The sequence below is a fragment of the Streptomyces sp. KLMMK genome, assembly GCF_036961605.1.
GTDB classification, from domain to species: Bacteria; Actinomycetota; Actinomycetes; order Streptomycetales; family Streptomycetaceae; genus Streptomyces; species Streptomyces telluris.
Genome location: NZ_JBAMDC010000207.1, coordinates 1 through 11,967, shown reverse-complemented (window position 1 = coordinate 11,967; position 11,967 = coordinate 1). Strand labels below are relative to the sequence as shown.

Genomic DNA, 11,967 nt, shown 5'->3' with positions numbered 1-11,967 from the left:
GAGGGCATGCCGCGCCGTTACGCGGACTACCTCGCCGCCGACGGCTTCACCACGCTGAACACCATCTCGACCATCAGCTCCTTCCTGCTGGGCCTGTCGATCCTGCCGTTCATGTACAACGTCTGGAAGACCGCCAAGTACGGCAAGAAGGTCGAGGTCGACGACCCGTGGGGCTACGGCCGCTCGCTGGAGTGGGCGACCTCCTGCCCGCCGCCGCGGCACAACTTCCTCACGCTGCCGCGCATCCGCTCCGAATCCCCGGCGTTCGACCTGCACCACCCGGAGATCGCGGCCCTGGAGCTCGAAGAGAACCTCGCGGCTGAGAAGGCCCTCGCGGGTGGCAAGGAGGCCGGCAAGTGAAGATCCAGGGCAAGATGTTCATCTGGCTCGCCGTCTTCATCCTCGCCATGGCGATCGTCTACGGCGTGTGGTCGAAGGAGCCGGTGGGCACGACGGCGCTGTTCATGTCGTTCGGCCTGAGCATCATGATCGGCTACTACCTGGCGTTCACCGCGCGCCGGGTGGACACCGGTGCCGGTGACAACAAGGAGGCGGACGTCGCCGACGACGCCGGCGAGCTGGGCTTCTTCGCCCCGCACAGCTGGCAGCCGCTCTCCCTGGCGATCGGTGGCGCCCTGGCCTTCATGAGCATCTGCTTCGGCTGGTGGCTGATGTACTTCTCGGCCCCGGTCATCGCGGTCGGCCTCTTCGGCTGGGTGTTCGAGTTCTACCGAGGCGAGAACCAGAACCAGTAGCGAACGGCCGTTGCCGTCCCGGGCCCCGCACACCATCCGGTGTGCGGGGCCCGGTGCATTTCCACCCGTTTGCAGTCACCCGGCAGGCCGGAGGTCCCGATCCTTCCTACGGTGTGACCATGACCCAGTCACGTCGACACCGTCTGGCGCTCACCGGGGCGGTGCTGCTGACCGCGCTGGTGGTGGGGGTCACCGCCTGCGGCGGCTCGTCCAACCCGCTGGCCGACAAGCCCTACGACGCCAGCGGCCAGGTCGAGCTCACCAGTGCCCGCGACGGGCAGAAGGCGGACCCCAGCAAGCCCCTCGAGGTGGTGGCCAGGGGCGAGGACCGGATCACGGACGTCACGGCGACGGACGCGGCGGGTCGCTACGTCAAGGGCGAACTCAGCCCCGACGGCTCCCGCTGGCACAGCACCGGCGCCCTCGCCGCCGGCGCCCACTACACCGTGCGCGTCACCACGGAGGACGAGAACGGCTCCCAGGGGCGCCGCACGATCGGCTTCGACACCAACCCGGCCGACCGCCTCCTGCGCGTCAGTTTCGGCCCGCAGAGCGGCACCTACGGCGTGGGACAGCCCATCACCGCCGAGCTGAGCACCCCCGTCCAGGACCCGGCCGCCCGCGCGATCGTCGAGCGCACCTTCCGCGTCGAGTCCCGGCCCGCCGTGGAGGGTGCCTGGCACTGGGTGGACAACCGCACCCTGCACTACCGCCCGAAGGAGTACTGGCCCGCCCACACCACCGTCGACGTGCACGCCAACCTCGACGGCATCAAGGTCGGCGGCGGCCTCTACGGAGGCCCCTCCAGGGCCGTGCGGATGACGACGGGCGACCGCATCGAGGCCGTCACCGACGCGAGCGCGCACAGCATGACCGTGTTCGTGAGCGGCAAGGAGGTCCGGTCCATCCCGGTGACCACCGGCAAGCCCGGCTACGCCACCCGCAACGGGGTCAAGGTGATCCTGGGCCGGGAATCCTTCGTACGCATGCGCGGCACCAGCATCGGCATCGCCGAGGGCAGCGCGGACTCCTACGACCTGCCCGTCCACTGGGCCACCCGGGTCACCTGGAGCGGTGAGTACGTGCACGCCGCGCCCTGGTCCGAGGGATCCCAGGGCGCGGAGAACGTCAGCCACGGCTGCACCGGCATGAGCACCGCCAACGCCAAGTGGTTCTTCGACACCGTGCACGTCGGCGACATCGTCAAGGTCGTGGGCAGCGCCGGCGCGACCATGACCCCGTTCGACAACGGCTTCGGCGACTGGAACATGGCCTGGGACGAATGGCGCAAGGGCAGTGCCCTCGTCGGAGGGAAGACCGGGAAGGCCGAGGGGAGCAGCCCTGCCGACGCGGCCCGCCTGCGCCCCGAGCTCTAGCCGCCCCCGGGCGCCCCCTCAGGCGTCCACGGCCTTCCGGGCGCGCAGCAGGCCTGCCAGGGCGTTGGCGAAGGCCCCCGGGTCCAGCGGGTGCGTCACGGCGGCGTCCGCTCGGCTCCAGGTGGCCAGCCAGGCGTCCTGCGGGCGGCCCATGAGCAGCAGCACGGGCGGGCAGCGGAACACCTCGTCCTTCAGCTGCCGGCACACCCCCATGCCGCCCGCGGGCGCCGTCTCGCCGTCCAGGACGCACACGTCCACGTGGTGCTCCTCCAGGGCCGTGAGCACGCCCGGGAGTGTCGCGCACTCCACGTACATGACCGGCGGCACGTCGGGGGCGGGCCGGCGCCCGGCGGCCAGCCGGACCTGCTCGCGGGTGTCCGCGTTGTCGCTGTAGACCAGCACGGTGGCCGTCGGCTGCATCGTTCCTCCAGGCTTGTGTTCGGCACAGCTGTGGATCTGACGTGGAGCTGATCGATGGCCGGACTCTACTCCGCGAACACCCGTCCGGAGGAGGGTCCGTCAGGCCCGCGAGGTGTCCCGGAACGTCCGGTTCCCCCCTTTGGGGGACCCGGGCACTGGGCCGTACGAGCAGCGCACATGCTCTTGACACACCGAACGGCACCCCCCGGAGTGAGCACGAGATAAGCGACCGACATAATGTCGGTCGTGGCGACTGCAACAGCAACAGATACCGGGCACGCACACCCGTCGGTCAATCGACCGAACCTCACCAGCGTCGGAACCATCATCTGGTTGAGTTCCGAGCTGATGTTCTTCGCGGCCCTCTTCGCGATGTACTTCACCCTGCGATCGGTGACGGGTACCGAGTTCTGGTCGGAAAAGGCGTCCGCGCTGAACCTGCCGTTCTCGGCGACCAACACCACGATCCTGGTGCTCTCCTCCCTCACCTGCCAGCTCGGCGTCTTCGCCGCCGAGCGCGGCGACGTGAAGAAGCTGCGCACGTGGTTCGTGATCACCTTCGTGATGGGTGCCATCTTCATCGGCGGCCAGGTCTTCGAGTACACCGAGCTGGTCAAGCACGAGGGCCTCTCGCTCTCCTCCGACCCGTACGGCTCGGTGTTCTACCTGACGACCGGCTTCCACGGCCTGCACGTGACGGGCGGTCTGATCGCCTTCCTGCTGGTCCTGGGCAGGACGTACGCGGCCAAGAGGTTCACCCACCACCAGGCGACGGCGGCCATCGTCGTGTCCTACTACTGGCACTTCGTCGACGTGGTGTGGATCGGCCTCTTCGCCACGATCTACTTGATCAAGTAATCGGTCCCGTCCCGCACCGGACCAACAGTCCAGATCGACGCAGAAGATCCTGACACCGGGGTAATCCGTGAAAAAGCTCTCCGCACGACGACGCCATCCGCTGGCGGCGGTCGTCGTCCTACTCTTCGCGCTGGCGGTAACTGGGGGGCTGTACGCCGCGTTCGCGCCGGCGGACACGGCCAAGGCCGATGAAACCGCCCAGTCCCTCGCCATCGAGGAGGGCAAGAAGCTCTATGCCGTGGGCTGCGCAAGCTGCCACGGCACCGGCGGTCAGGGCACCACCGACGGCCCGAGCCTCGTCGGCGTCGGCGCCGCGGCCGTCGACTTCCAGGTCGCCACCGGCCGCATGCCGCTCCAGCAGCAGGGTGCCCAGGCCCCCCGCAAGAAGGCGATCTACTCGCAGGCCGAGATCGACCAGCTCGCCGCGTACATCGCTTCGCTGGGTGCCGGCCCTGCGATCCCGACCAAGGATCAGTACAGCCCGGACGGCGCGGACATCGCGAAGGGCGGGGAGCTCTTCCGCACCAACTGCGCCCAGTGCCACAACTTCACCGGTAAGGGCGGCGCGCTTTCCAACGGCAAGTACGCCCCCACGCTTGAGGACGTCAACCCCAAGCACATCTACGAGGCCATGCAGACCGGCCCGCAGAACATGCCTTCCTTCCCCGACACGACGATGACGGAGAAGAACAAGAAGGACATCATCGCGTACCTCGACACGGTCAACAGCAGCAAGTCGGAGAGCCCGGGCGGCCTCGAGCTGGGCGGGCTCGGCCCCGTCAGCGAGGGTCTGTTCGCGTGGATCTTCGGACTGGGCGCGCTGATCGCAGTAGCCATCTGGGTCGCGGCCCACACCGCTAAGGCCAAGAAGTCATGAGTAGCCAAGACATTCCAGAAGAGAACCTGCCGAGCACGCAGGACGCGCACGGCGGCGCCGTGACGAAGACGGCCGGCGACCCGTTCGCCGACCCCGGCCTCCCGCCGCACGAGCCCCGCATCCAGGACATCGACGAGCAGGCCGCCAAGCGCTCCGAGCGCGTGGTCGCCTTCCTGTTCCTGCTCTCGATGCTGGCCACGGTCGGCTTCATCGCCTCCTACGTGACCCTCCCGGTCGACAAGAGCATCTACGTCTTCCCGATCGGTCACATCAGCGCCCTGAACTTCGCGCTGGGCATGACCCTCGCGGTGGCGCTGTTCTGCATCGGCGCGGGCGCGGTCCACTGGGCCCGCACCCTGATGTCGGACGTGGAGGTCGCCGACGAGCGGCACGCCATCGCCGCCGAGCCCGACGTCAAGGCCAAGGTCATGGCCGACTTCAAGCTGGGCGCAGAGGAGTCGGCCTTCGGCCGCCGCAAGCTGATCCGCAACACCATGTTCGGCGCGCTGGCCCTGGTGCCGCTCTCCGGCGTGGTGCTGCTGCGCGACCTCGGACCGCTTCCGGGCACCAAGCTCCGGAAGACCGCCTGGTCCGAGGGCAAGATGCTGATCAACCAGAACACGCTGCAGCCGCTGCGTCCCGAGGACATCCAGGTCGGCTCCCTCACCTTCGCCATGCCCGAGGGCATGAAGGAGGAGGACCACGACTTCCAGAAGGAGATCGCCAAGGCCGCCCTGATGATCGTCCGGCTCCGCCCGGAGAACATCAAGGACAAGCGCGAGCTCGACTGGTCCGCCGACGGCATCGTCGCGTTCTCCAAGATCTGCACCCACGTCGGCTGCCCGATCAGCCTCTACGAGCAGCAGACGCACCACGTGCTGTGCCCCTGCCACCAGTCCACCTTCGACCTTTCCGACGGCGGACGCGTGATCTTCGGCCCGGCCGGCCACGCCCTTCCGCAGCTGCGGATCAAGGTCAACGACAAGGGCTACCTTGAGGCCATGGGCGACTTCGCCGAGCCCGTCGGTCCTGCCTACTGGGAGCGCGGATGAGCACTACGACTACGAACCAATCCGGCGCTGCCGCGCCGGGCCGCCGCAAGGCGCCCGCAGGCGAGCGGGTCGCCGACTGGGCCGACGGCCGTCTGGGTATCTACACCCTGGCCAAGGCCAACATGCGGAAGATCTTCCCGGACCACTGGTCCTTCATGCTGGGTGAGGTCTGCCTCTACAGCTTCGTGATCATCATCCTCACGGGTGTGTATCTGACGCTGTTCTTCCACCCGAGCATGAACGAGGTCGTCTACCACGGCTCGTACGTGCCCATGCAGGGCATGCACATGTCCGAGGCGTTCAAGTCGACCCTCGACATCAGCTTCGACGTCCGTGGCGGTCTGCTCATCCGGCAGATCCACCACTGGGCCGCGCTGATCTTCCTCGCGGGCATGTTCGTGCACATGATGCGCGTGTTCTTCACCGGTGCGTTCCGCAAGCCGCGTGAGGTCAACTGGCTGTTCGGCTTCCTGCTGTTCGTCCTCGGCATGTTCACCGGCTTCACCGGTTACTCGCTCCCGGACGACCTGCTCTCCGGCACCGGTGTCCGCTTCATGGAGGGCGCGATCCTGTCCGTGCCGATCGTCGGCACGTACATCTCGATGTTCCTCTTCGGCGGCGAGTTCCCCGGCTCGGACTTCGTGCCGCGGTTCTTCTCCATCCACGTCCTGCTGCTGCCGGGCATCATGCTCGGTCTGCTGGTGGCCCACCTGATCCTGGTGATCTACCACAAGCACACGCAGTTCCCCGGCCCGGGCCGGACCAACAAGAACGTCGTCGGCCTCCCGCTGATGCCGGTCTACATGGCCAAGGCCGGTGGCTTCTTCTTCCTGGTCTTCGGCATCATCGCGGCCATCGCGGCGATCGCCTCGATCAACCCGATCTGGGCCATCGGCCCGTACCGCCCGGACCAGGTGTCCACCGGCGCCCAGCCCGACTGGTACATGGGCTTCGCCGAGGGTCTGATCCGTGTCATGCCGGGCTGGGAGATCAACCTGTGGGGCCACACGCTCGTCCTGGGCGTGTTCATCCCGCTGGTCATCTTCCCGCTGGTGCTCGGTGCGATCGCGGTCTGGCCGTTCATCGAGTCCTGGGTCACCGGTGACAAGCGCGAGCACCACCTGCTGGACCGCCCGCGCAACGCCCCGACGCGCACCGCGTTCGGTGCCGCCTGGATCGCCGCGTACTTCGTGATGCTGGTCGGTGGTGGAAACGACCTGTGGGCCACCCACTTCCACCTGTCGATCAACGCCATCACCTGGTTCGTCCGCATCGGCTTCTTCGTGATCCCGGTCCTGGTGTTCATCGCCACCCGCCGGATCTGCATGGGCCTGCAGCGCCGCGACAGGGACAAGGTGCTGCACGGACGCGAGTCCGGCATCATCAAGCGCCTGCCGCACGGTGAGTTCGTCGAGGTCCACGAGCCGCTCTCGCAGGAGCAGATGCACACCCTCACGGCGCACCACCAGCCGCAGCCGCTCGAGCTGGAGCCGGAGTACGACGAGAACGGCGTGGCCCGCAAGGCCGGCGCCGGCCAGCGTCTCCGGGTGAAGCTCTCGAAGGGCTTCTACGGCGAGGGGACCCAGATCCCCAAGGCCACCGTGGAGGAGTACGAGGAGATCACGAGCGGCCACGGCCACCACTGATCCCCCGGATCGCCTCTGATCCACCCTGATCGCTGATCGCCACAGCGAGAGCCCCGTCCAGCGCATGGACGGGGCTCTTCGCTGTCTCCGGGGGTGGATAGGCTGGGCGGGCAGACCCCGGGACGAACCCGGCTCTCCGGACCGACCACCAGGAGCGTGGACCATGAACGTTGTGACCCCGGCAGGCGGCGACAGCGCGGTGGCCCCCTCCTGGCCGGGTCTCCTGGACGCCCTGCTCGCCGGCCGTGACCTCACCGTCGACGACGCCGCCTGGGCCATGGACCGGATCATGCGCGGCGAGGCCACCGGCGCGCAGATCGCGGGCTTCCTGGTCGCCCTGCGCGCCAAGGGCGAGACGGTCGCCGAGATCTCCGGCCTGGTGCGCACGATGTACGAGCACGCCCGGCTGATCGAGGTCCCCGGCCCCAGCGTGGACATCGTCGGCACCGGCGGCGACGGCGCCAAGACCGTCAATATCTCCACCATGTCCTCGATCGTCGTCGCCGGCACCGGCGTGAAGGTCGTCAAGCACGGCAACCGGGCGGCGTCCTCGGCCAGCGGCGCCTCGGACGTGCTGGAGAAGCTGGGCGTGAACCTCGACCTCGGCCCGCAGCGGGTGGTGGAGGTGGCCGAGGAGGCCGGCATCACCCTCTGCTTCGCGGTGAAGTTCCACCCGGCGCTGCGGCACGTGGCCGCGGCCCGGCGCGAGCTCGGCATCCGGACCGTCTTCAACGTGCTCGGCCCGCTGACCAACCCCGCGAAGGTACGGGCCCAGGCCACGGGCGTCGCGGACGCCCGGATGGCCCCGATCCTCGCCGGGGTGCTCGCCGAGCGCGGCTCCTCGGCGCTGGTCTTCCGCGGCGACGACGGTCTCGACGAGCTGACCACGACCGCCACGTCGAAGGTGTGGGTGGTCTCCGGCGGACGGGTCCGCGAGGAGTCTTTCGACCCGCGGGACGTGGGGATCGGCCTGGTGCCGGTGGAGGCGCTGCGGGGTGGCGACGCGTCCTACAACGCCGATGTCGCGCGGCGTCTGCTCGCGGGCGAGCCGGGGCCGGTGCGGGACGCCGTGCTCCTCAACTCGGCCGCGGCGCTGGTGGCGTTGGCGCCGACGGAGGAGCCGCTGGCGGAGCAGATCCGGGGCGGGCTGGTGCGGGCTGCGGAGTCCATCGACTCCGGGGCGGCCCGGCGGGTGCTCGACCGGTGGGCGCTGGCGAGCAACGCGTAGCGCTGCGAAGGAGTGGTGCGGTGAAGGGGCGTCCGTGATCCGGACGCCCCTTCCCGGCCGGCGATCAGCTGTGCCATACTCTCCGCCAAGGTCACGAGTGACAGCGACACGGCCCCGGCCCGCTGTCCGGCAACCCTCCTTCCGTGGCGGGGTGCCCCGGGTGATGACCAGGTCGCAGGCAGCGAGGTCTGCGGCAAGCGCGGGTCCCTCGCCAGGGATCCTGGTTGTCGAGGGAGTTCCTTCCGTGGTTCAGCGAATGCGTTAGGGCTCGAAGAGCCCCTTTTCCCGCACCCCCTTCCCTTTCCCGCGCCCGTCGCGCGGTGGAATTCGCCTGCCTTTTTACGGGAGTTCGCCATGTCTGTCCCCACCCTTGCCTCCGACCGGTCCGTTTGCACCCCCCTGCCCGTTCTCGGGTGTGATGTCCGGGTCCCGCTGGTGACCGGCGGAGAGGTGACCTACGCCGCGCTGGACTACGCGGCCAGCGCCCCCGCCCTGCAGCGGGTGTGGGACGACGTGGCGGCGTACGCGCCCTACTACGGCAGCGTGCACCGCGGCGCGGGCTACCTCTCGCAGCTGTCGACGGAGCTGTTCGAGAACAGCCGGGCGGACGTCGCCGCGTTCCTCGGCTGCCGGGACGGCGACCAGGTCCTCTTCACCCGGTCGACCACCGACTCGCTCAACCTGCTCGCGGCCGTACTCCCCGCCGGGACGCGCGTGTTCGTCTTCGAGACCGAGCACCACGCGGCGCTGCTGCCCTGGGAGCGGCGCGCGGACGTCGAGGTGACCTACCTCGACGCGCCCCGCACCCCCGGGCAGGCGGTCGAGACGCTCGAGCAGGCGCTCGCGGCCCGCGAGCCCTACGGGCCCGCGCTGGTGTGCGTGACCGGTGCGTCCAACGTGACCGGTGAGCTGTGGCCCGTACGGGAGCTGGCCGCCGCCGCGCACGCCCACGGCGCGCGGATCGTCGTGGACGCGGCCCAGCTCGTCCCCCACCAGCGGGTGGACATCGCGGAACTGGACGCCGACTGGGTCGCCTTCTCCGGGCACAAGCTGTACGCGCCCTTCGGCGCCGGCGTGCTGGCCGGCCGGGCGGACTGGCTCCGGGACGCCGAGCCCTACCTGGCGGGCGGGGGCGCGAGCCGGCGCGTCGCCCGGGGCGCCTCCGGCGAGGTGGAGGTCGACTGGCACGACGGGGTCGCCCGGCACGAGGCCGGCTCGCCCAACGTCATCGGGGCCTACGCCATCGCGTCCGCGTGCAAGGCGCTCACCGAGGCCGGCTTCGACCGGCTCGCGGAGCGGGAGCGGCAGCTGATCACCGTGGTGCGGGAGGGGCTGGCGGCGGTGCCGGGGGTGCGGGTGCTCTCGCTCTTCGGGCCCGGCGCCCCGAGCGTGGGCGTCCTGTCCTTCACCGTCGACGGCTGGAACAGCTCGCACTTCGCGGCGGCGCTCTCCGCGGAGTACGGCATCGGCGTCCGCGACGGCCTCTTCTGCGCGCACCCGCTGGTGCGGACGCTGGTGGGCGCGGACTCCTCCGCCGAGGGGGAGTGCGGTGCGCCCGACGAGGGTGCGCCCCTGAACGCGATCCGCGTCAGCTTCGGCGCCGGCACGCCGGACGAGCACGTGGAGCGCTTCGTGACGGCGGTGGCCGAACTCGTCCGCCACGGAGCGAAGTGGTCCTACCGGACCGAGGGCGGACGCTGCGTCCCCGCCTGACGGCGCCTGCCGGATCCACGGGTTGCGCCCGGCCCGGCACCGCCGGGCAAGCCCGTCGTGGCTGATCGCCGCTGCGGCGGAAGTGATGTGCCTGCGGCAAGAGGGTCTGCCGGCCGGGCGGCGGTGCCGTGCCCGGCGCAACCGTGGAGCCCGCTACGCGCCGTCAGGCGCTACGCGTCCAGTCCGATCGCGAACGCCGCCTCCAGGTCGTGCTGGGAGTACGTGCGGAACGCGATGTGCGTCTCCGTCGAGGCGACGCCCGGGACCTTGCTGATCCTGCCCGGGATGACGTCCGCGAGGTCGTCGTGCCGGGCCACCCGCACCATGGCGATCAGATCGTGCGCACCCGTCACCGAGTACACCTCGCTCACGCCCTCGATCGCGGCGATCTGCTCGGCGATCTCGGGGATCCGGTCGACGTCGGTCTTGATCAGCACGATCGAAGTGATCACTGCGGGCTCCTATCGGGGGTCGGGGGGCAGCCCCGCCTTCACTCTAGTCGCACGGCCGTACCTCGCCCACGCGTACAGGAAGCCCAGCGCGAAGCCCACGACGTGGGCGAGGTAGGCGACGCCGGGGCGGTCGCCGGCCGCGCGGGCGGCCACCCACTGCAGGGCGAACCAGAAGAGCAGCACGGCCCAGGCGGGGAACCGCAGCGGCAGGAAGAAGAGGAACGGGAAGAGACTGGTGACGCGGGCCCGGGGGAAGAGGTAGAGGAAGGCTCCGAGGACCCCGGAGATCGCGCCGGAGGCGCCGACGAGCGTGCGGTCGGAGGCGGCGTGCGCGGCCGCGTAGCCGAGCAGGGCGAGCACCCCGGCGGCGAGGTAGAAGAGGACGAAGGGGCCGCGTCCCATCCGGTTTTCGGCCATGGCGCCGAAGACGTAGAGGAAGAGCATGTTCCCGAGCAGATGCAGCCAGTTGCCGTGCACGAAGAGCGCGGTGAGCGGGGTGATCAGCTCCGCCGGCGGCCCGTGCCAGAGCTTCTCGGGCACCACGCCCCAGCGCTCGAAGTAGGCGCTCTGGGCGGCGAGGAGGTTGCTGCCGCTGCCGTGGCCGGCCAGGGGTGCGGTGAGCTCCGCCGCGGGGCCCAGGAGGAACACCGCGCAGCAGGCGCCGATGAGGGCGTAGGTGACCAGGGGGACCGGCGGGGGGATCCCGTCGTGGCCCCCGTGCGCCGCCGTCCCGGCTGCCTTCCCGTCCTTTCCCAACATGAGCAGATCATGACGTACCGGCAGCAAAGCGCACAGAGTGCCTCGCCGGGCCGGTGAAGCGGGCCCGCACTCCGCGCCGCATGACCATCAGGCCGTAGGGTTACGGGAAGCACACCCGCAGTTCGATGGACTTGATGAGGACGGACGACACGATGGGCGTTCCCCAGCCGACAGCCGGGACCCGGTGGCGCTGCGCTCTGTGCGGCAATCTCACCCGGTTCGATGTGACGCGTACGACCAAAGCCGTGGAATTCGTCCATCTCGACCTCTCCGGCGAGCCGAGCGTGGAGGAACGCGAGGTGGTCAGTGAGACGATCGAGTCCGTGCGTTGCCGCTGGTGCAACGCGGTCGACCAGGTCGAGCTGGTGGACCGGCCGGGCGCGAAGGCCTGAAGAACGGGAGCGGTGAGCGGTGGTGGAGCACACGGGTGGCGCGGAGGCGGCCGGTGGACCTGGTGACACCGGTGGGACCGACGGCGCTGCCGAGGTGCTCGACCGTCCGTTGCCGGAAGGCGTGCGGCGCCGGGTCATCGGCCTGGTGGCGGAGGCGTTCGGCGGCCTGACCGTGGCCGAACTCCCTGCGGCGCTGCGGCAGTACGCCCGGTTCACACCGAGCCGGCGGGCCAAGTTCGCGGGCAACGCGATGGCGGCGGCGGTGGAGAACGACCCCGCGTTCCGTCAGCGCATCTCGGCCCGGCTGCGCGAGACGGGCTCCGAGCTCGCCGAGGCGCTGGACGCGGGTTCGCCGCCGGCGGCCGCCGATCCGGAGGACGTGGCCGCGATGGCCTACGTGCTGCGGCCCACGGGCTGGGTCAAGCTCGTGACGGCGGCC

General features: G+C 70.0%; 12 protein-coding genes, 2 pseudogenes and 1 riboswitch. Of the genes and pseudogenes, 11 read left to right on the top strand and 3 right to left on the bottom strand.

Annotated elements, in window-relative coordinates; translation table 11 throughout:
- The 3 genes and pseudogenes from V7793_RS24560 to V7793_RS24550 form a co-directional block, all read left to right on the top strand.
- Positions 1 to 360: pseudogene (locus V7793_RS24560) on the top strand (cytochrome ubiquinol oxidase subunit I); the annotation flags it as partial.
- On the top strand, positions 357 to 755 hold the full coding sequence (locus tag V7793_RS24555) for a cytochrome c oxidase subunit 4 (protein ID WP_336009995.1): 399 nt from the start codon (positions 357 to 359) through the stop codon (positions 753 to 755). The pseudogene V7793_RS24560 and the gene V7793_RS24555, both read left to right, overlap by 4 nt.
- Before the next feature lie 119 nt (positions 756 to 874).
- Complete coding sequence (locus V7793_RS24550) at positions 875 to 2,131, top strand: L,D-transpeptidase (RefSeq protein ID WP_336009994.1); 1,257 nt, start codon at positions 875 to 877, stop codon at positions 2,129 to 2,131.
- Between the two features lie 18 nt (positions 2,132 to 2,149).
- Here the strand turns inward: V7793_RS24550 and V7793_RS24545 are convergent, their stop codons facing one another.
- A complete protein-coding gene (locus V7793_RS24545) occupies positions 2,150 to 2,551 on the bottom strand; it encodes a hypothetical protein (RefSeq protein ID WP_336009991.1) in 402 nt (133 codons plus the stop codon).
- Positions 2,552 to 2,788: 237 nt separating this feature from the next.
- Between V7793_RS24545 and ctaE the strand changes: the two genes are divergently transcribed.
- The 6 genes from ctaE to V7793_RS24515 all read left to right on the top strand — a co-directional run bounded on the left by ctaE (position 2,789) and on the right by V7793_RS24515 (position 9,925).
- Positions 2,789 to 3,409: an aa3-type cytochrome oxidase subunit III gene (gene ctaE, locus V7793_RS24540; protein ID WP_336009989.1), complete on the top strand. Its 621-nt coding sequence runs from the start codon at positions 2,789 to 2,791 to the stop codon at positions 3,407 to 3,409.
- Positions 3,410 to 3,476: 67 nt separating this feature from the next.
- Entirely contained in the window at positions 3,477 to 4,286 is an 810-nt protein-coding gene (qcrC, locus tag V7793_RS24535; protein WP_336009988.1) for a cytochrome bc1 complex diheme cytochrome c subunit, read from the top strand.
- Positions 4,283 to 5,338: a cytochrome bc1 complex Rieske iron-sulfur subunit gene (gene qcrA, locus V7793_RS24530; protein ID WP_336009985.1), complete on the top strand. Its 1,056-nt coding sequence runs from the start codon at positions 4,283 to 4,285 to the stop codon at positions 5,336 to 5,338. The genes qcrC and qcrA overlap by 4 nt, the downstream gene beginning before the upstream one ends.
- Positions 5,335 to 6,984 carry a cytochrome bc1 complex cytochrome b subunit gene (gene qcrB / locus V7793_RS24525; protein ID WP_336009983.1) on the top strand — a complete coding sequence of 550 codons (1,650 nt, stop codon included), beginning with the start codon at positions 5,335 to 5,337 and terminating at the stop codon, positions 6,982 to 6,984. Before qcrA ends, qcrB begins: the two co-directional genes overlap by 4 nt.
- 163 nt (positions 6,985 to 7,147) lie before the next feature.
- Entirely contained in the window at positions 7,148 to 8,212 is a 1,065-nt protein-coding gene (trpD, locus tag V7793_RS24520; RefSeq protein WP_336009981.1) for an anthranilate phosphoribosyltransferase, read from the top strand.
- An 89-nt stretch (positions 8,213 to 8,301) separates the two neighbouring features.
- A riboswitch (SAM riboswitch) is annotated at positions 8,302 to 8,418 on the top strand.
- 148 nt (positions 8,419 to 8,566) lie between these two features.
- A complete protein-coding gene (locus tag V7793_RS24515) occupies positions 8,567 to 9,925 on the top strand; it encodes an aminotransferase class V-fold PLP-dependent enzyme (protein ID WP_336009980.1) in 1,359 nt (452 codons plus the stop codon).
- Between the two features lie 170 nt (positions 9,926 to 10,095).
- Here V7793_RS24515 and V7793_RS24510 read toward each other — a convergent pair whose 3' ends face one another.
- Positions 10,096 to 10,377: an Lrp/AsnC family transcriptional regulator gene (locus V7793_RS24510; protein ID WP_168090983.1), complete on the bottom strand. Its 282-nt coding sequence runs from the start codon at positions 10,375 to 10,377 to the stop codon at positions 10,096 to 10,098.
- A 9-nt stretch (positions 10,378 to 10,386) separates the two neighbouring features.
- Entirely contained in the window at positions 10,387 to 11,136 is a 750-nt protein-coding gene (locus V7793_RS24505) for a rhomboid family intramembrane serine protease (protein WP_336009977.1), read from the bottom strand.
- Positions 11,137 to 11,288: 152 nt separating this feature from the next.
- Between V7793_RS24505 and V7793_RS24500 the strand changes: the two genes are divergently transcribed.
- Both V7793_RS24500 and V7793_RS24495 read left to right on the top strand, forming a co-directional pair.
- Positions 11,289 to 11,528 carry a hypothetical protein gene (locus V7793_RS24500; RefSeq protein WP_106676643.1) on the top strand — a complete coding sequence of 80 codons (240 nt, stop codon included), beginning with the start codon at positions 11,289 to 11,291 and terminating at the stop codon, positions 11,526 to 11,528.
- A 19-nt stretch (positions 11,529 to 11,547) separates the two neighbouring features.
- Positions 11,548 to 11,967, top strand: a pseudogene (locus V7793_RS24495) (NYN domain-containing protein); the annotation flags it as partial.